At 66.6% G+C, this 19,023-nt stretch carries 15 protein-coding genes; 5 read left to right on the top strand and 10 right to left on the bottom strand.

All coding sequences use genetic code 11. The features are described from left to right. Nucleotides 1-235: 235 nt before the first annotated feature. Complete coding sequence (ppc, locus tag AC4ELS_RS23410) at nt 236-3,040, top strand: phosphoenolpyruvate carboxylase (protein WP_499049505.1); 2,805 nt, start codon at nt 236-238, stop codon at nt 3,038-3,040. Nucleotides 3,041-3,114: 74 nt separating this feature from the next. Here ppc and AC4ELS_RS23405 read toward each other — a convergent pair whose 3' ends face one another. The 9 genes from AC4ELS_RS23405 to tkt all read right to left on the bottom strand — a co-directional run bounded on the left by AC4ELS_RS23405 (nt 3,115) and on the right by tkt (nt 14,062). Beyond that, nucleotides 3,115-4,239, bottom strand: coding sequence for an FAD-dependent oxidoreductase (locus AC4ELS_RS23405; RefSeq protein WP_448446685.1), 1,125 nt, complete (start codon nt 4,237-4,239; stop codon nt 3,115-3,117). A gap of 17 nt (nt 4,240-4,256) precedes the next feature. Next, complete coding sequence (locus AC4ELS_RS23400) at nt 4,257-5,564, bottom strand: ABC transporter substrate-binding protein (RefSeq protein ID WP_448457041.1); 1,308 nt, start codon at nt 5,562-5,564, stop codon at nt 4,257-4,259. Then, complete coding sequence (locus AC4ELS_RS23395) at nt 5,531-6,823, bottom strand: MFS transporter (protein ID WP_448446689.1); 1,293 nt, start codon at nt 6,821-6,823, stop codon at nt 5,531-5,533. The genes AC4ELS_RS23400 and AC4ELS_RS23395 overlap by 34 nt, the downstream gene beginning before the upstream one ends. Before the next feature lie 205 nt (nt 6,824-7,028). Beyond that, nucleotides 7,029-7,406, bottom strand: a complete 378-nt coding sequence (locus AC4ELS_RS23390) for a hypothetical protein (protein ID WP_064886522.1) — start codon at nt 7,404-7,406, stop codon at nt 7,029-7,031. Between the two features lie 215 nt (nt 7,407-7,621). Next, a complete protein-coding gene (pgl, locus tag AC4ELS_RS23385) occupies nt 7,622-8,353 on the bottom strand; it encodes a 6-phosphogluconolactonase (protein ID WP_064886521.1) in 732 nt (243 codons plus the stop codon). Further along, nucleotides 8,350-9,261 (bottom strand): glucose-6-phosphate dehydrogenase assembly protein OpcA, encoded by a 912-nt coding sequence (opcA, locus tag AC4ELS_RS23380; protein WP_064886541.1) that lies wholly within the window; start codon nt 9,259-9,261, stop codon nt 8,350-8,352. The genes pgl and opcA overlap by 4 nt, the downstream gene beginning before the upstream one ends. Continuing rightward, a complete protein-coding gene (gene zwf / locus AC4ELS_RS23375) occupies nt 9,258-10,808 on the bottom strand; it encodes a glucose-6-phosphate dehydrogenase (protein WP_055113699.1) in 1,551 nt (516 codons plus the stop codon). The genes opcA and zwf overlap by 4 nt, the downstream gene beginning before the upstream one ends. Next, nucleotides 10,805-11,920 (bottom strand): transaldolase, encoded by a 1,116-nt coding sequence (tal, locus tag AC4ELS_RS23370; RefSeq protein WP_499049501.1) that lies wholly within the window; start codon nt 11,918-11,920, stop codon nt 10,805-10,807. The genes zwf and tal overlap by 4 nt, the downstream gene beginning before the upstream one ends. Before the next feature lie 51 nt (nt 11,921-11,971). Continuing rightward, the gene (gene tkt / locus AC4ELS_RS23365; RefSeq protein ID WP_448447813.1) at nt 11,972-14,062 is read right to left on the bottom strand and encodes a transketolase; all 2,091 of its coding nucleotides are present in this window, start codon (nt 14,060-14,062) and stop codon (nt 11,972-11,974) included. 232 nt (nt 14,063-14,294) lie between these two features. On the opposite strand from tkt, the gene AC4ELS_RS23360 reads away from it, so the two are divergent. Both AC4ELS_RS23360 and AC4ELS_RS23355 read left to right on the top strand, forming a co-directional pair. Further along, complete coding sequence (locus AC4ELS_RS23360) at nt 14,295-15,227, top strand: heme o synthase (RefSeq protein ID WP_055113706.1); 933 nt, start codon at nt 14,295-14,297, stop codon at nt 15,225-15,227. Between the two features lie 60 nt (nt 15,228-15,287). Continuing rightward, nucleotides 15,288-16,232, top strand: a complete 945-nt coding sequence (locus AC4ELS_RS23355) for a DUF1214 domain-containing protein (RefSeq protein WP_448447811.1) — start codon at nt 15,288-15,290, stop codon at nt 16,230-16,232. On the opposite strand, the gene AC4ELS_RS23350 is transcribed toward AC4ELS_RS23355, so the two are convergent. Continuing rightward, entirely contained in the window at nt 16,229-17,203 is a 975-nt protein-coding gene (locus tag AC4ELS_RS23350) for a quinone oxidoreductase family protein (protein ID WP_064886540.1), read from the bottom strand. The genes AC4ELS_RS23355 and AC4ELS_RS23350 overlap by 4 nt on opposite strands. Before the next feature lie 32 nt (nt 17,204-17,235). Here AC4ELS_RS23350 and AC4ELS_RS23345 point away from each other — a divergent pair, with 32 nt between their 5' ends. Together AC4ELS_RS23345 and AC4ELS_RS23340 are read left to right on the top strand one after the other, a co-directional pair. Beyond that, nucleotides 17,236-18,174, top strand: a complete 939-nt coding sequence (locus AC4ELS_RS23345) for an ATP-grasp domain-containing protein (RefSeq protein ID WP_448447795.1) — start codon at nt 17,236-17,238, stop codon at nt 18,172-18,174. Nucleotides 18,175-18,209: 35 nt separating this feature from the next. Further along, entirely contained in the window at nt 18,210-19,013 is an 804-nt protein-coding gene (locus AC4ELS_RS23340; protein ID WP_064886515.1) for an SDR family NAD(P)-dependent oxidoreductase, read from the top strand. The last annotated feature ends 10 nt before the right edge of the window (nt 19,014-19,023 follow it).

Genomic DNA, 19,023 nt, shown 5'->3' with positions numbered 1-19,023 from the left:
TCCCGCCAGTCGGGGGTATTGCGGTGCCCGCTCGCTACTGGCGTGGTGCCGCGGCCGTTCGGGCGGCGTGACCCGCAGTTCACCCTGAACGGAAACGTCGTGCCGTCCGCGGGATGGGGCCGGACCGTTCTCCCGGTTCTTCCCGGCAGGCACTTTCTACATATCGAAATTCCGGCCAGCGCTTCCTCTTCTGACCCGGGGTGCGGCACGCCGGCGTGGCAACGATACTGAGGACATGGCTGACGGTCCCGACACCGCCCTGGATCCGATCGGTGCGGTTCAGCGCACTCCGGTGGGCCGCGAGGCCACCGAGCCGATGCGTGAGGACATCCGGTTACTCGGTGCGATCCTCGGCGACACCGTGCGCGAACAGAACGGAGACGAGGTCTTCGACCTGGTCGAACGGGCCCGGGTCGAGTCCTTCCGGGTTCGCCGCTCGGAGATCGACCGGGCCGAGCTGGCCGACCTGTTCACCGATATCGATGTGCACCAAGCGATCCCGGTCATCCGTGCCTTCACCCACTTCGCGCTGCTGGCCAACGTCGCCGAGGACATCCACCGCGAGCGCCGACGCGCCGTGCACGAGGCCGCCGGCGAGCCACCGCAGGACAGCAGTTTGGCCGCCACCTATCTCAAGCTCGATCGGGCCGACCTGGCAGCGTCCTCCGTCGCCGACGCGTTGAGCGGTGCCCTGGTGTCACCCGTGATCACCGCGCATCCCACCGAGACCCGGCGTCGCACCGTCTTCGACACCCAGCATCGGGTCACCGAGTTGATGCGGCTGCGCATGAACGGACTCACCCGCACCGCCGACGGCCGGGACGTCGAGATCGAGTTGCGCCGCAACATCCTGACGCTGTGGCAGACCGCACTCGTACGGTTGTCGCGACTCAAGATCTCCGACGAGATCGAGACCGGGCTGCGGTACTACCCCGCGGCATTCTTCGAGGTGATCCCACAGGTGAACGCCGAGGTGCGGAACGCGTTGCAGGCGCGCTGGCCGGGGGAGAACCTGTTGGAGCAGCCGATCCTGCGGCCGGGAAGCTGGATCGGCGGTGACCGGGACGGTAACCCCAATGTCGATGCGGGCGTGGTGCGGCTCGCCACCGGGCGCGCCGCTCACGTCGCCTTCGCGCACTACTTCACCGAGATCACCGCGCTGGAAGAAGAGCTGTCGATGTCAGCCCGGCTGGTCACGGTCACCGACGAGCTGACCGCGCTGGCCGAAGCCTGCCATGAGCCGGCACGCGCCGACGAGCCCTACCGGAGGGCGTTGCGGGTGATCCACGCCCGTCTGACCGCCACCGGTCGCGAGATCCTGGACGACCAGCCCGAACACGAGCTCGACCTCGGTCTTGCCGCGTATGCCACTCCGGAAGAGTTCCTGGCCGACCTCGACATCGTGGACGCCTCGCTGCGCGGCCACGGCAGCGCGGTGCTGGCCGACGATCGGCTGAGCCGGTTGCGAGAAGCAGTGCGGGTCTTCGGTTTTCATCTGAGCGGCCTGGACATGCGCCAGAATTCCGAGGTACACGAGCAGGTGGTCGGCGAGCTGCTGGCCTGGGCCGGAGTCCATCCCGACTACGCTTCTCTGCCCGAAGCGCAGCGGGTGGAATTGCTCGCGGCCGAGATCTCCACCAGACGTCCACTGATCGGTGAGGGTGCCGAGCTCTCGGAGCTGACCCGCAAGGAACTCGACACCGTGGGTGCCGCAGCGCGGGCTGTCGCCGTCTTCGGCGCACAGGCGGTACCCAACTACATCATCTCCATGTGCCAGTCGGTGTCCGACCTGCTCGAAGCGGCGATCCTGCTCAAAGAAGCCGGCCTGCTCGACGTTTCGGGTGCGGCTCACGGCGAGGTATACGCACCCGTCGGCATCGTGCCGCTGTTCGAAACCATCGAGGATCTCCAACAGGGTTCGGCTGTTCTGGAGACTGCGCTCGCGTTACCGGTCTACCGCAGCATCGTCGCTGCGCGGGGACAACATCAGGAAGTGATGTTGGGCTATTCGGACTCGAACAAGGACGGCGGTTATCTGGCGGCGAACTGGGCGTTATACCGAGCCGAGCTGGACCTCGTCGAAGCGGCGCGCACGACCGGGATCCGGTTGCGTCTGTTCCACGGACGGGGCGGTACCGTCGGCCGAGGCGGCGGGCCGAGTTATGACGCGATCCTGGCGCAACCGCCCGGTGCGGTGAACGGATCGCTGCGGATCACCGAGCAGGGTGAGGTGATCGCGGCCAAGTACGCGGAGCCACGCATCGCGCACCGCAACCTGGAGACGCTGTTGGCCGCGACGCTGGAATCCACCTTGCTCGACGTCGAGGGGCTCGGCGACGACGCCGACCCCGCCTACCAGGTGCTCGACGAGCTCGCTGCCCTGGCACAACGGGCGTACGCCGAATTGGTCCATGAGACACCTGGATTCGTCGAGTACTTCAAGGCGTCCACACCGGTCAGCGAGATCGGTGCACTCAACATCGGCAGCCGGCCCAGCTCACGCAAACCGACCACCTCCATCGCCGATCTGCGGGCCATCCCGTGGGTGCTCGCCTGGAGCCAGTCCCGCGTGATGCTGCCGGGTTGGTACGGCACGGGCACCGCGTTCGCGCAGTGGATTGCCGACGACGACACCAGGCTCTCGGTGTTGCAGGACCTGTATCGGCGCTGGCCCTTCTTCCGCACGGTGTTGTCGAATATGGCCCAGGTGCTGGCCAAGTCGGACATGGGTTTGGCGGCACGGTATTCCGAGCTGGTCGACGACGAGGAATTGCGGGCCCGGGTGTTCGACAAGATTGTCGCCGAGCACACCCGCACCATCGAGATGTACAAGCTGATCACCGGTCAGGACGACCTGCTGGCTGACAACCCGGCGCTGGCCCGCTCGGTGTTCAACCGGTTCCCCTACCTCGAACCGCTCAATCACCTTCAGGTCGAGCTGCTGCGCCGGTACCGCGGCGGGGATACCGACGAACGGGTACAGCGCGGAATCCTGCTCACCATGAGCGGTTTGGCGACAGCGCTGCGCAACAGCGGCTGAATTGTTGCTGCCGCAACGGTGGCTAGATTGTTGCTGCCGCAACGGTGGCTAGATTGTTGCTGCCGCAACGGTGGCTACCTCACCAGGACATCGGCCAGCCGCAACGACACCCGCGCCCGGCGGTCGGCATAACCGCGTGCCGCACGCTGAATCTCTGCCGTCTGTTCCGTTCGGACGCGTTGATAGCGTTGCAGCGCTTCGGCGTAGTCGCCGTCAGACACCGTGGCGATCTGGGTGGCCAACTCGGCGGCGTCCTGGATGGCCTGATTGGCGCCCTGGCCACCGAACGGCGTCATAGGGTGTGCCGCATCCCCGAGTAGCGCGACGCGCGCAGTGGTCCACCGGTCGATCGGGTCGCGGTCGTACACCGGATGCATGTACACCGGACTCGTGGCGGCGCGCAGCATCCGACCGACCGCGGGGTCGAACTCGTCGAACTGGGCGGCGAGTGCCTGTAGGTCCGCCTGGGCCGACCAAAGGTGCAGCGGAGGCTCGTCCACCCCGAGGGTGGCATCGACGGCCACCTGCCTGCCGGCTCGCACCGGCATGGCGATGACGTGCTTGGCGTAGTCCGCCGAATGCCAGGACCGCAGCCGGTCATTGGGAATCTCTAGGCATTCGGCGGGGCTGACGGCTCGGAAGATCACCGAGCCGCAGTAGTGAATGTCATCGTCGCTGAACATCTTCCGTGCTCGCGAACGCAGCCCGTCTGCGGCGATCACCAAGGCGGCCCGGACCACCTCACCATCGGTGAAGGTCAGCTCGACGTGGTCGTCACGCTCGGTGATACCGGACAGTTCGTGGCGAAGGCGCACCTGCTCGGATCCCACCGCCGAGACCAGCAGGCCGTGCAGATCCGCGCGGTGCACGGTGCGGGGAGCAAGGTCGGAGTCGGCGTAGCCGAACCGGCCGTGTTCGGCGCCGGCCTCCGGCGTTGCCGCGTAGTCGGTGATCTTCTCCAACTGTCCGAGCTGATCGCGGTTCTCGAAGTACTGGGTGGCCGAGGAGATTTCGTCGAACGCATCGGCAATACCCCACTCACCGAACAATCGGAGGGTCTGCGGCGAGATACCCAGTGGGCCGCCGACCTCGCCGAGTTCGCGGGTCTTGTCGAAGACGACGGGCCGGTGACCGTGGCGCTGCAGGGCGACGGCGGCGGCGAGGCCACCGAGGCCTGCGCCGATGATGGCGATATCCATCGAGATTCCTCTCGGGTTCATGGGATCCGAACCAGGGCTTCGGTGTCGAGGTGGACATCGGGCAGGACGTCGGGCCGGTAACTGGTGACGGTTCGGACATTGCAGAGCGGCAGCCACAGCCCGGTTTCGACGATGCGGCGTTGGATCGCATCCACGAGCCCGCGGCGGCCGTCTGGATCCGCACAGATGAGCTGGGCGTCGAGCATGGCGTCCAGGTCATCTGGGGCGTTGCGGCGGTTCATGTTTCGCTGGGTCACGGCGAACTGATAGCGCAGCAGGTCGGGGTCGGCACCGGTGAAGTAGAAGAACCGGAAGTCGTAGTCGCCGGCCTCCTGGCGGCTTCGCAGTTCCGGGAAGTCGACGTCGGCGAGGACCAGCTCGATACCGTGTTCTCTCCACTGTGCTGCAACTGCGGTGAGGACGGCGGCGTCGACAGGGGAGAACGTGCTGTTGAACACCACGTCGAGCGAAAGCCGCTGCGCATCCGCGGTGGCGAGGAGTCGGCGCGCCGTCACCGGGTCGTAGGCCAACTCGGCGGAGCAGTCCCGGTACCCGTCGGTCGTCGGGGTCAGCACCGATGAGGCGACGGAGTATCCGTGGCCATCGAGGATCGGTCGCAGCGCGGAACGGTTGATCAGCAGCGACAGTGCTCGGCGCACAGCAGGATCGGTCAGCGGTCCACGGGAAGCGTTGGGACACAATCCGTAACTGATCCCCGGGTTGCGGATCTCGGCGAGGTGATGGCCGTCGATCGCGCCGGCGTACAGGTCGCCGGTATCGGTCTGCTCGAACATCAATCGGCGCGAGCCGTCGGTCAGCCCGCCCGTGACCGGGCGCCATCGGCCGGTGCCCAGACCCTGCGCGTTGCGGATCGCCAGATTGACAGTGGCCAGTGACCGCAGGAACGCCGCATTGTGACGCGCGAAGTGAAACGTCACGGTGTCGGTTCCCGCCTCGACTGATTGGAGCCCGGCGAGCATCGTCACCGCGGCAGGACGCGGTGAGACCTCCTGGAGCGCAGTGATACCAGCAAAGCTCTGCACGACGGCCTCCGGGGTCAGCGGTGTGCCGTCGGAGAAATGCCGATCGGGGGCGATCGTCACCTCCAGGGTCAGCGGGTCGCAATAGTGCCACGAGGTGGCCAGCCACGGCAGGAGCCTGCCGGTTCCCGGATCGGTGTCGAGGAGGCTCTCATAGATCAGCCGGCAGTAAGTTTTCGAGATGCTGTTGTAGGCCAGGCGCGGGTCGCTGGTGAGCTGATGGGTCGGCCAGCCGAACGTGAGGTCGCGCATCATCGCACCGGCGCCAATCTCGTTGCCTGCCATGCCGAACGGGCCGCGAGCGCCGCCACCACCCCGATCGCCGTCACCAGCACTGCCGCTCCGCTGAACAGTTCGGCGCCGAACCCGTCGATCATCGTCGCCCCGGTCGCCACTCCGATCGCCGCGCCCAACGCCCGAAGGTAGTGGTACAGGCTGGAATCGAAGGCCACCTGAGTCGAATTTGTCAGCACGTTGGCTGCCAACGAACTCCAGAGGAACCCCATCGCGCAACCCATCAACGCGGCGCTGCCCAGCGGCACGTGTCCGAACAGGCTCAGACCCGCCACGATCAGGAAGACCGAGCCTGTGCACACCAGCCGGGTGCTCTTCGAATTGTCTCCGGGCCTACCGAATCTCAGCATCGGGATCAGCCCGGCGAAGAACGCCATTGGCAACAGGAACAGTGCCGAGGCATAGGAATCCAGTCCGCGAACCTGCTGCAGCACATACACCACGGAGAGGGTGAACACGTTGGTCGCGATGCCGGCCATGAATACCACGACCAGACTTCCCGACAGGACCCGGGTCTGGGACCGGCTGCGCAGAACGATCACGGCGATCCCGAGCAGGATCGCCACGATCAGCAATGCCACCTCGGCGTACACCGTGGTGGACCGACCGATCGTCAGGAAGACCGCGAGCTGAACCACCGCGAGCGCCACCAGCGGGGTCGCCACCCGTCCGGTCGTGGCGGTGTCATCGGTGTCTGGCGTGGCGGGCGCAATGGCCAACAGCGCCATCGCCGCGACGGTGGTCACCACGGTTTCGTAGGGGAACGAGCGCCAGCCCCACAGATCGTTGAGCAGGGCGGTGATCAGCGGTGAGCACAGGGCTGAGGCCGAGACCACCAGGCCCCAGGTACCAAGGACCGCCGAGTGATGGTCGGGATAGAACTGAGCTCGGATGATCCGGAAGATCTGCGGTGCGAGCACCGCCGAGGCGATGCCCTGCAGGAAGCGCAACGCGATGAGGACCCAGAACTCGGGGCTGAGTCCGACGGCGATACCGAGGACCGCCAGGACCCCCGAACTGGCGAAGAACAGAGTCGTGGGTCGGTACCGGTGCGACAGCAGGCCCGCAGGCAGCAACGCCAGACAGAATCCGGCGAGGAACGCCACGCCGATATAGGCGGCCCGTGAGAACGGGATGCCGAAATACTCGGCAATCGCCGAGTTCAACAGCACAGCCGACGACGAATTGGAGTAGAGGGTGTATTCGGTCAGGTAGAGCGATGCCGCAACGGCATATAGGGACGGCTTCATGACGCCTCGAAGCTGATAGCAGGAGTAAATGGGCAGCGAAAGCTAACCCGAGATCCTCTTCAGCGGCGCCAGACGTGCTCGATTCCAGATCGAAGCCAGCAAACTGGGTGCGAACGCCGCGGCAGCACGCACGGCACGTGCGTCTGCTCGATCGAATCCGGCACCCATGGGCACCACTGTAACCGAGGTGCCGACCGGACCCGCCCTACAGGCCTGTGCTCTTGCGGACCCGGTCGATCATTCCGCGCACCGCACTCTCCGTTGCGGCCAACGGTGCCATCACGGCCTCGCCGATACCGACGATGACCTCGACGCGGTCCACGATCGACTCCAGGCGCTCGACCATACCGATGAGGCGAGGCGCGAGTTCGTCGATGCGGGTGATGGTTTCGTTGAAGCGGTCGAGCGTGGAATCCAGGCCGCCGGTGGACCTGTTCAGGTCGACCAGGGTGCTGCTGAGATCGGTGAGCAGGGTGTCTACCTGCTCGACGGTCATATCGGCATTGAGTGCGGCCTGCGTCAGCGTCCGGATGCGCTGCCGCCCGGAGTTCGGGCGGGCGCGGCCGTCCCCTTTGTCTGCCATGGCACACAGTATGGCCGCTGGGGAACCAAACGCGGGCCAACCGCGTCTGAATGGTTGTGCGGCAATTCTGCGAACACCGAGTCCGGTCGGCGGTGGTGACCGACCTGGCCACGCCCAACCGTCAGGTGGCCGACTACGTGGCCGGCTATGCCGAGGCCCTGGCCGACCGAACCGCCGAGCGGAAGCGCAGCAACTCCGACGACTAGTCGACTGGCTCAGAGCTTGCTTGCGGCAGCCTCGTCGAGCAGCCACACCGTCCGGTCGCGACCGACGGCGCCCGCGGCGGGGATGTCGACCGGATCGGCACCACCGAGCGCGGCGGCGACCGCGTCGGCCTTGGCTTCTCCGGACACCACCAGCCACACCTCGCGGGAGTTACGAATCGCGGGGAGTGTCAACGTGATACGTCGTGGCGGTGGCTTGGGGGAGTCGGGCACCCCCACCACCATGCGGTCGTTCTCACGCACCGCGGCAGTGTCCGGGAACAGTGAGTTGACATGTCCCTCACCGCCCATGCCGAGCAGATGCACATCGAACTCGGGGCCGGGAGCGTCGAAGTTGGCGGCCAGCAGTTGTGCGTACCCGGCGGCGGCCGCGGTGAGATCGTCACCGAATTCGCCATCGCTGGCAGCCATCGCGTGCACGTTGACGTCCGAGATCCCGACATGGTCCAGCAGTGCCTCGCGGGCCTGCTTGTCGTTGCGTTCGTCGTCGTCCTGCGGCACGAAACGCTCGTCGCCCCAGTAGACGTGCACCTTCGACCAGTCGATCTCGCCGCTGCGCTCTCCGACCCGCTTGAGCAGGCCGATTCCCGTGCCTCCGCCGGTGAGCACGATGTTGGCATGACCTCGCTCGGAGATCGCCGACGTGATGGCTCCTACCAACCGGTCTCCGGCTGCGGTCACCAGCGCGTCGGTGTCGGCGTAACGCTCGATAACAGTGCTCATACGTATTGGACCTTGTCGATTCCCGTGAGTGCGTCGTAGTAGATTTCGTCGGCGTCGAGCCGGCGCAGATCCTCTGCCAGGCACTCCTTGGCTTCGCGGCGGGCCAAGGGCACCAATGCATCCGGCTTGCCGGTGCGGCTCAGTACCGCCGTGACGCCGGTCTGCGGCCGCGCCAGGGTCACGGTTTCACTGGGCCGGGTCAGCTCGACCTTCAAGTCACCCGTCGTCCGGGTCACCGGCCCGTCGATGCGGTTGGCCAGCCAGCCGGCCAGGATGTCGAGCGCGGGCTCGTCCTTGAGCCCGGACACGAGCGCCGAGGTGATGGGTTCGTGTGGCGGCTGATCGATCGCGGCGGCCAGCAAGGCGCGCCAGTAGGTGACGCGGCTCCAAGCGAGATCGGTGTCACCATCGGTGTAACCGTTGAGCCTGCTCTTGATACAGGCCAGCGGATCAGAGCCATTCGTGGCGTCGGTGATCCGGCGAATCGCCAACTTGCCCAGCGGATCCTGTGCCGGGAAGGCGGGGGCGAGGTCGGGCCACCAGGTCACCACCGGCGTGTCCGGCAACAGGAACGGCGTCACGACACTGCTGGCGTGGTTGGCCAGCGGACCGGACAACCGCAGCACCACCACCTCGTTGGCGCCGGCATCGCGGCCCACCCGCAACTGGGCGTCCAGTCGGGCCTCCGTGGTCAAGCGATCGCCGGGGATGACCACGATCACCCGGCAGGGATGCTCACGGCTGGCCCAGTTGGCCGCCTCGATCGACTCCTCAAGCACCGCTTCGGTATCGGGGGCGATGACCAACGTCAGCACCCGGCCGAGGGTGATCGCACCGCCCTCTTCGCGCAGAGCGACGATCTTCTTGTTGATCGCCCCGGTATTGGTCTCGGGCAGATCGACAATCACGGCCGCCTCCATTCCCGGCCTGACCGGCGCAGCATCTCGAACGACGATTCAGGGCCCCAGGTTCCGGACTCGTAGGAATCGGGCTTACCGTGGGTAGCCCAGTACTCGAGTGCGGGATCCAGGATTTTCCAACACAATTCGACCTCGGCATTGACCGGGAACAGCGATGGCTCGCCCAGCAACACGTCGAGGATCAGGCGCTCGTAGGCTTCCGGCGACTCCTCGGCGAAGGCCGAACCGTAGGAGAAGTCCATGCTGACATCGCGGACCTCCATGATGTGGCCCGGGACCTTGGACCCGAACCGCAGCGTGATGCCTTCGTCCGGTTGGACCCGGATCACCAGCGCATTCTGGCCGAGCTCATCGGTCATCGTGGCATCGAAGGGCAGGTGCGGTGCCCGCTTGAAGAGCAGCGCGATCTCGGTGACCCTGCGGCCCAAGCGTTTTCCGGTGCGCAGATAGAACGGCACGCCCGCCCAGCGTCGGGTGTCCACGTCCAGTGTGATGGCTGCGAACGTCTCGGTGGTGGATGTCTTGGAGAAGCCTTCCTCGTCCAACAGCCCGACGACCTTCTCGCCGCCCTGCCAGCCCGCGGCGTACTGCCCCCGCGACGTGGTCTCGTCCAGCGGCTCGGCAAGCCGGGTGGCCGAGAGCACTTTGATCTTCTCGGCCTGCAGTTCGGCGGGGGAGAAGCTCACCGGCTCTTCCATCGCCGTCAGTGCCAGCAGCTGCAGCAGATGGTTCTGGATGACGTCGCGGGCGGCGCCGACTCCGTCGTAGTAGCCGCCCCGCCCGCCGAGCCCGATGTCCTCGGCCATGGTGATCTGGACACTGTCGACGTAGTGGGAGTTCAGCACCGGCTCGAACATCTCGTTGGCGAAGCGCAGTGCCAGGAGGTTCTGGACGGTTTCCTTGCCCAGGTAGTGGTCGATGCGGAACACCGACGACTCCGGGAACACGCTGTTGACCACAGCGTTGAGTTCCTCGGCGCTCTTGAGGTCGTGACCGAACGGCTTCTCGATGACCACCCGGCTCCAGCTGCCCTCCGGCTTGTCGGCCAGCCCGGATTTGCTCAGCTGCTCGCAGACCTGGGGGAACGCCTTCGGCGGAATCGACAGGTAGAACGCGTGATTGCCGCTGGTGCCGCGCTCGACGTCGAGTTTGTGCAGGGTGTCCTTGAGCCGTTCGAACGACTCGTCGTCGTCGAATGTGCCCTGCACGAACCGGAATCCCTCCGCCAGGCGGTCCCAGACCTCCTGGCGGAAGGGAGTGCGGGCGTGCTGCTTGACCGCGTCGAAGACGATCTTGCCGAAATCCTCGTCCGCCCAGTCGCGGCGGGCGAAGCCCACCAGCGCGAAGCTGGGTGGCAGCAGACCGCGGTTGGCCAGGTCATAGATGGCCGGCATCAACTTCTTGCGGGCCAGATCGCCGGTCACACCGAAGATCACCACCGCACACGGGCCCGCGATGCGGGGCATGCGCTTGTCGCGCTTGTCCCGCAACGGGTTACGCCAGGCGGTCTCCGGCCTGTCGTTGAGCGGGCTCATTTCTTGGCGGCGTCGAGTTGGCCCTGTGTCGCGTCGAGCAGTTCCTGCCACGACTTTTCGAACTTGTCCACACCCTCGTCCACGAGCACCTTGAACACATCGACCAGGTCGATGCCGACGGCGCTGAGCTTGTCGAAGATCTCCTGCGACGCCGCAGCGGTCCCGGTGATGGTGTCCCCGGTGATCTTGCCGTGGTCGGCGAACGCTTCCAGCGTCTTCTCCGGCAACGTGTTCACCGTGTGCGGCGCAACCAGTTCGGTGACGTAGAGGGTGTCCGAGTAGTCCGGATTCTTGACACCGGTGGAAGCCCAGAGCACGCGCTGCACCCGGGCGCCGTTGTCCTTGAGCGCCGCGAAGCGCTCCCCGCCGAAGACTTCCTCGTAGGCGGCGTAGGCGAGCCGCGAGTTCGCCACACCGGCCTTGCCGCGCAGGGCCAGTGCATCCTCGGAGCCGAGCTTCTCCAGCCGGTTGTCGATCTCGGTGTCCACGCGGGACACGAAGAACGAAGCGACGGAGTGGATCTTGGACAGATCGTGGCCGGCCTCGCGGGCCTTCTCCAGCCCGGACAGGTAGGCGTCCATCACTGCCCGGTGCCGCTCCACCGAGAAGATCAGCGTGACGTTGACCGAGATGCCCTCGGCGATCACCGCGGTGATCGCGGGCAGCCCCGCCAGCGTGGCCGGGATCTTGATCAGCAGGTTCGGGCGGTCGACGGTCTTCCACAGGTCGATGGCCTGCAGGATCGTCTTGTCGGTTTCGTGGGCCAGCCGCGGGTCCACCTCGATGGATACCCGGCCGTCGACCCCGTCGGAGGCCTCGTACTGCTTGGCCAGGACATCGCAGGCGTTGCGGACGTCGTCGGTGGTCACCGTGCGGATGGTGTCGTCCACGTCGGCTCCCTGCTTGGCGAGCTCGGCGACCTGGGCGTCATACGCGGTGCCCTTCGACAGCGCGGCCTGGAAGATCGACGGGTTGGTGGTGACGCCCACGACGCTGCGGGTATCGATCAGATTCTGCAGATTGCCGGTCTGCAACCGCTCGCGCGACAAATCGTCGAGCCAGACGGATACACCCGCGGCGCTCAGCGCCGCGAGATTCGGGTTCTGAGTCATGTTCGCCTTCTCCTGCCAGTCGTGAAGTTAGTTGTCGCGACCGCGGTGCGGTCAGTTGTCCAGCGATCGTTCCGCCGCGGCCGCCACGGCCTCGGCGGTGAAACCGAACTCACGGAACAGCGTCTTGTCGTCGGCAGAGGCACCGTAGTGCTCGATCGAGACGATCTCGCCGGTGTCTCCGACCAGCTTGTACCAACTCTGCGCCACTGCGGCCTCGACCGCCACCCGGGCCGAAACCGCCGGCGGCAGCACCGAATCGCGGTACTCCTTGGGCTGGGATTCGAACCACTCGACACACGGCATCGACACCACGCTCGCGTTGATGTCCTTGTCCGCCAACAGCTTCTGTGCTGCGACGGCGAGCTGCAGCTCGGAGCCCGTGCCGATGATCACCACGTCGGGATTCTCCTCCGGGGTGCCGCCCAGCACGTAGCCGCCGCGGGCCACGCCTTCGGCGCTGGTGCCTTCGATCACAGGTACACCCTGGCGGGTCAGGATCAGGCCCACGGGGCCGGTGCTGGCGGTGCGCTCCAGCACGGTCTTCCAGGCGTAGGCGGTCTCGTTCGGGTCGCCCGGACGCACCACCGACAGATTCGGGATCGCCCGCAGCGCCGCCAGGTGTTCGATCGGCTGGTGCGTCGGGCCGTCCTCGCCGAGGCCGATCGAATCGTGTGTCCAGACGTAGATCGGATCGATGTTCATCAACGAGGCCAAACGCACGGCCGGCCGCATGTAATCCGAGAACTGGAGGAACGTTCCGCCGTAGGGCCGGGTCGGGCCGTGCAGCACGATGCCGGACAGGATCGCGCCCATCGCGTGCTCGCGGATACCGAAGTGCAGGGTGCGCCCGTACCAGGTCGCGTTCCAGTCCTCGGTCGAGATCGACGGCGGCCCGAACGAATTGGCACCCTTGATCGTGGTGTTGTTGCTGCCGGCGAGATCGGCCGAACCACCCCACAACTCGGGCAGCGTCTGTCCGACGGCGGCCAGCACGGCACCGGAGGCGGCGCGGGTGGCCACGGGCTTGGAGTCCAGGTCCCAGTGCGGCAGGTCGGCGTCCCAGCCCTCGGGAAGCTCCTTGGCCTGCAGCCGGTCGAGCAGGGCCTTGCGCTCGGGCTCCCGCTTGGCCCAGGCGTCGAACGACACCTGCCATTCGTCGTGGACCTGCTTGCCGCGGGTCACCAGTTCACGGGTGTGGGCGATGACGTCGTCGCGCACCTCGAAGCTCTTGTCCGGGTCGAACCCGAGGACCTTCTTGGTGGCGGCCACCTCGTCGGCGCCCAGCGCCGAGCCGTGCACGCCACCGGTGTTCATCTTGGTGGGGGCGGGGTAGCCGATGATGGTGCGCAACGCGATGAACGACGGCTTGTCGGTCACCTTCTTGGCCTCGGCGATGGCCTGCTCGATACCGACTACATTCTCGCCGCCCTCGACTTCCTGGACGTGCCAGCCGTAGGCGCGGTACCGCGCGGGGACATCCTCGCTCAGCGCGATGTCGGTGTTGTGCTCGATGGAGATCTTGTTGTCGTCCCAGAACACGATGAGGTTGCCGAGCTGCTGGGTGCCCGCGAGCGACGACGCTTCGCTGGTGACGCCCTCTTCCATGTCGCCGTCAGAGGCCACCACATAGATGTAGTGGTCGAAGGGGCTCTCGCCCGGGGCGGTGTCCGGATCGAACAGGCCGCGCTCGTAACGGGCGGCCATCGCCATACCGACGGCCGAGGCCAGGCCCTGGCCCAGCGGGCCGGTGGTGATCTCCACACCCTTGGTGTGGTGGTACTCGGGATGGCCGGGGGTCAGCGAGCCCCAGGTGCGCAGCGCCTCGATGTCGGCCAGTTCGAGGCCGAAACCGCCGAGGTAGAGCTGGAGGTACAGGGTGAGGCTGGAGTGCCCACAGGACAGTACGAAGCGGTCCCGACCGATCCACTCGGTGTCGCTGGGATCGTGCCGGAGCTGCCGCTGGAACAGCGTGTAGGCCAGCGGTGCCAGGCTCATCGCGGTTCCCGGGTGGCCGTTGCCGACCTTCTGCACCGCGTCAGCCGCGAGCACCCGGACGGTGTCGACGGCAACGCTGTCGACTTCGGTCCAGTCATCTGGGTGGTTGGGCTGGGTGAGAGCGGTGATCTCTTCGGCGGTGGTCACTAAGCTCACTTCCTCGTCTTCTATCTGCCGGCACGTGCGCGCAGTTGCCATGCTGCTACGACAAACACCCTAGTGGGGCGGAGTCATCCGATGCAGACTGGTTGGCGCACCGATACCCGCTCGTTTACCCGGTTGTTGCCCCGAACAGACCCTGCGGTGCCGAGGCGTTCGGGCGGCGGTCTACCATCGTGTGTAGTAGAAGCCGCGTGACGCCACCCGAGGAGTTATTTGCGTGAGCATTCGCGAGCGCCGGCTCATCAATGGGGCGCCGAGCCGAGTACGGTCCACCTTCCTGTCGTATTTGGCGTTGACCAAGCCGCGTGTGATCGAGTTGTTGCTGGTCACCACCATTCCGGCCATGTTGCTGGCCGAACGGGGCACGGTTGACCCGCTGCTGATCCTCAACACCCTGATCGGCGGCATGCTTGCCGCGGCAGGCGCCAACACGCTCAACTGTGTGGCCGACGCCGACATCGACAAGGTGATGAAGCGCACCGCCCGCCGCCCGTTGGCTCAGGCCTCCGTGCCGACGCGGCATGCACTGATCTTCGGGTTGGTGCTGTCGGTGACGTCGTTCTGCTGGCTGACCTGGACGTCGAACCTGCTGTCCGGGGTGCTGGCCGTGGCCACCATCGCGTTCTACGTCTTCGTCTACACCCTGCTGCTCAAACGCCGCACCTCCCAGAACGTGGTGTGGGGCGGAGCGGCCGGTTGCATGCCGGTGATGATCGGTTGGTCCGCGGTGACCGGCACCATCCAGTGGCCGGCGGTGGTGATGTTCCTGATCATCTTCTTCTGGACACCGCCGCACACGTGGGCACTCGCGATGCGTTACAAGGACGACTACAAGGCGGCCGGCGTGCCGATGTTGCCCGCCGTGGCCACCGAGCGTCAGGTCACCCGCCAGATCCTGATCTACACCTGGTTGACGGTCCTCACCACGCTGGCGCTGGCGCTGGCCACCGGATGGCTGTACGGCGCTGTTGCCCTACTGGCGGGCGCCTGGTTCCTGGTGATGGCGCACCAACTGTACTCCGGGGTGAAGCGCGGTGAGCCGGTGAAGCCGCTGCGGTTGTTCCTGCAGTCGAACAACTACCTGGCTGTCGTGTTCTGTGCATTGGCCATCGACTCGGCGCTGGCGCTGCCGACGCTCTTCGGTCACTAGGTCGACGAACCCGCGGTCCGCACCTGCGGGGTGTGGCAGCGTTGTGGCATGACCGAATCGGTGAGTCCCGACAACTTCGCACGTGCCGAATCCGACCTGTACTTCGCCAGTATCGTCAACGACGGCGGTTTCGGGCAGTTCTTCCACAACCGTGAGATGAGCTCGATCGAGCATCAGATCGTCATCCGGCAGAACCGCGACACCCTGTACTCCGCGGCGGTCTTCGATCTCGATGCCGGGCCGGTCACCATCACGCTGCCCGAGTGCGCCGGCCGGTTCATGTCCCTGCAGATCATCAGCGAGGACCACTACACCACCAACGTCGTCTACGCGCCTGCCGAGCTGACGTTCAGTCGCGATTCCGTCGATAGCCGCTATGCGGCAGCGGCAGTACGCATCCTGGCCGATCCCGCCGACGCAGCGGACCTTGCCGCGGTGCATGCGCTGCAGGACGCGATCGTGGTCTCACAGGACGATGCGCCGGGATTGTTCGAGGTTCCGCCGTGGGATCCGGTCAGTCAGAAGACAGTTCGGGACGCACTCATCAGCCTGTCGACCACTCTTGCCGACACCCGATCGATGTTCGGTCCAAGGTATGAGGTGGAGCCGGTGCGTCACCTGATCGGCTCGGCGTTCGCCTGGGGCGGCAACCCGGAACGCGATGCGCTGTATCTCACCGTGGTGCCACCGGCGAACGACGGCGCCACAGTGCACCGGCTGACCGTGAAAGACGTCCCGGTCGACGGGTTCTGGTCCATCACGGTCTACAACAAGGACGGCTACCTCACGTCGAATGCGCAGAACGCCTATTCGGTGAACAACGTCACCGCCGTCAAGGACGACGACGGCGCCACCACGGTGCAGTTCGGCGGCAGTGACGAAGGCGGCGCGGTGGCCAACCTGCTGCCCGTCACCGAGGGCTGGAATTACCTCGTGCGGTTGTACCGGCCGAGGCCCGAGATCCTCGACGGATCCTGGACGTTCCCCGCCGCGCAGCCGGTCTAGGGGACCAGCACGACCGAGCCGACGGTCTTGCGGCCCTGCAGGTCGGTGTGGGCCCGGGCGGCCTCGGCCAGCGGGTAGCGCCCGCCGACGGTGATGGTGATCGACCCGTCTGCGATCGCATTGATCAATTCACCTGCACGCCAGGAGAATTCGTCGGGCGTGCGAGTGTGGTGGGCCAGCGTCGGCCGGGTCAGGAACACCGAGCCCGCCGCGTTGAGCCGTTGCGGGTCCACCGGTGGCACCGGCCCGCTGGCCGCGCCGAACAGCGCCAGCGTGCCCCGCACCGCGAGGCTGTCCAGGCTGGCGTCGAACGTCGACGCACCGACCCCGTCATATACGGCGGCGACCCCCGCCCCGCCGGTGAGATCACGGATCTTGTCTCCGAACTCGGTCGGGTCCTCGGGGTATTCGAGGACCTCGATCGCGCCGGCCTGCCGGGACAGTTCGGCCTTCTCCGGAGTCGAGGCGGTAGTGATCACCCGGGTGCCGATGCTGGTGGCCCACTGGGTGAGGATCAGGCCGACGCCGCCTGCCCCGGCATGCACCAGCACGGTGTCGTTCGGCTGCACCGGATAGGTGGACTTGATCAGGTAGTGCGCGGTCATGCCCTTCAGCAGAGCCGAGGCGATTGCGTCGGGAGCCACCCCTTCAGGCACATACGCGACGAAATCAGCTGGGGCAATACAGAAGTCGGCGTAGGCGCCGATCGCATTGGCGGTGACCACGCGGTCACCGACAGCCAGCGCGGCCACGTCGTCGCCGACGGCGGCGACCGTGCCGCAGACTTCGGACCCGACGACGAAGGGCAGGTCACGCGGATACAACCCGGATCGGAAGTAGGTGTCGATGAAGTTGACGCCGATGGCCTCGGCCTTGATTAGGACCTCGCCGGGCCCCGGGGCGGGCTCGGGCCGTTCGACGTAGCTCAGGACTTCGGGTCCGCCGGTCTCGGCAACTTCGATGGCATACACGCCATCCATCATCCACACCTATCATCGCGGGGGTGAAGCTCGCCCGTCCGGATGCGTTCCATCCCCGCATCGTGTTGGCCGGCTGCGCGGCACTGCCAGACGGGGACGGCGACGACGCCGGCCTGGTGACGGCGCTGCGCAACCGCGGCCTGCATGCCCGCTGGCTGCCGTGGGACGACCCGGCCACCCTCGACGCCGACGTGGTGATCCTGCGGGCCACCTGGGACTACGCCGAGCGCCTCGAGGAGTTCCTGTCATGGACGCGCTCGGTGCGTCACCTGATCAACCCGCCGGGAGTCGTGGCGTGGAATACCGACAAGCGCTACCTCGACGATCTGCACAGCATGGGGATTCCGGTGGTACCGACCGGATACTTCGCGGTCGGTGAACAGGTCATCGTGCCCGACGGTGAAGTGGTGGTGAAGCCCGCGGTCGGTGCGGGCTCGCGCGGGGCGCAACGATTCGTCGACACCTCCGAGGCTCTGGCCCACGCGGCGGCACTGCACGCCACGGGTCGCGCCGTGTTGGTGCAACCGTACGACCACCGGATCGCCGAAGGAGAGACCGCACTGGTGTTCCTTGGCGGCAAGGAGTCCCACGCGTTCATCAAGGGACCGATGCTGCCTCCGCCCGGACAGTCACCCGAGTTCGAGGAGACCGGGACCTACGCGCACGAGTCGTTGTCGCCGGCCGATCCTGACGACGAGGTGTGGCGGGTCGGGCGCCTGGCGATCGACGCGGTGATCCGGTCGTTCTACCTTCAGCCCGAGGAGTTGGTTTACGCCCGTGTCGACGTGATCGGCGGCCCGGACGATCCTCGCGTGTTGGAGCTGGAGCTGGTCGAGCCAGGGCTGGGTTTCCGGCAGCTCGATCAGGTCGATCGGGAAGACGCCGAGCGGCGGTTCGCCGTCGGTGTGGAGGGCGCGCTCGAACGGCTCGGCCTGGGCCCCTTGTCGCACCGCGGTTTCTGACCTCCACATGACCTGGCCGCCCTAGAGTCGGCGCGATGGACACCTTTGAAGGACGGGGCGCCGTGGTCACCGGCGGCGCCAGCGGCATCGGCCTGGCGACGGCGCGTCAGTTCGCCGCGCGGGGCGCCCGGGTTGTGCTTGCCGACCACGATGCGGCGGCGCTCGACCGAGCCGTCGCACAATTGCGGTCCGAGGGGCACGACGCACACGGCGTGCCGTGCGATGTCCGCGAGCTCGAACAGGTCACCCACCTCGCCGACGAGGCCTTCGGGCTGCTCGGTGCCGTGCACGTGGTGTTCAACAACGCCGGCGTGGCTGTCGACGGCCCGGTCGCCCAGATGACCCACGACGACTGGCATTTCGTCCTTGACGTCGACCTGTGGGGGCCGATTCACGGCGTCGAGGCGTTTCTGCCCCGCCTCATCGAGCAGGGCCAGGGCGGGCATCTGCTGTTCACCGCGTCTTTCGCCGGGCTGGTCCCCAACGTCGGCCTCGGCGCGTACTGCGTGGCCAAATACGGTGTGGTCGCACTGGCTGAGGTGCTCGCCCGCGAGGTCGGCAACGACGGCATCGGGGTTTCGGTGTTGTGCCCGATGATGGTTGGCACCAACCTTCTTGCCACCTCGGCGCGAGCCCGCGGAGAGGCGGTCGAGGACCAACTCATCGCCGGCAACGACGTTCTCGACGTCGACGAGGTTGCCCGGCTCACCGCCGAGGCGGTCCTTGCCGACCGGCTGTATGTGCTGACGCACGAGGCGTCACGAACGTCGATCCGCCGCAGATTCGATCGGATCGACGCGACCTTCGACGCACAGAGCGCCGCCGGGTGGAGCCACTGAGGCGGGCGGG

This window comes from Mycobacterium shunyiense, from assembly GCF_058270035.1.
The sequence above is the reverse complement of the archived record's forward strand: the minus strand, read 5'-3'. Positions and strand labels throughout refer to the sequence as shown.

Coding starts and splice junctions, on each gene's coding strand:
- ppc (WP_499049505.1), top strand. CDS start 236: ATGGCTGACGGTCCCGACACCGCCCTGGATCCGATCGGTGCGGTTCAG.
- AC4ELS_RS23405 (WP_448446685.1), bottom strand. CDS start 4,239: ATGGATATCGCCATCATCGGCGCAGGCCTCGGTGGCCTCGCCGCCGCC.
- AC4ELS_RS23400 (WP_448457041.1), bottom strand. CDS start 5,564: ATGGCAGGCAACGAGATTGGCGCCGGTGCGATGATGCGCGACCTCACG.
- AC4ELS_RS23395 (WP_448446689.1), bottom strand. CDS start 6,823: ATGAAGCCGTCCCTATATGCCGTTGCGGCATCGCTCTACCTGACCGAA.
- AC4ELS_RS23390 (WP_064886522.1), bottom strand. CDS start 7,406: ATGGCAGACAAAGGGGACGGCCGCGCCCGCCCGAACTCCGGGCGGCAG.
- pgl (WP_064886521.1), bottom strand. CDS start 8,353: ATGAGCACTGTTATCGAGCGTTACGCCGACACCGACGCGCTGGTGACC.
- zwf (WP_055113699.1), bottom strand. CDS start 10,808: ATGAGCCCGCTCAACGACAGGCCGGAGACCGCCTGGCGTAACCCGTTG.
- tal (WP_499049501.1), bottom strand. CDS start 11,920: ATGACTCAGAACCCGAATCTCGCGGCGCTGAGCGCCGCGGGTGTATCC.
- AC4ELS_RS23340 (WP_064886515.1), top strand. CDS start 18,210: ATGGACACCTTTGAAGGACGGGGCGCCGTGGTCACCGGCGGCGCCAGC.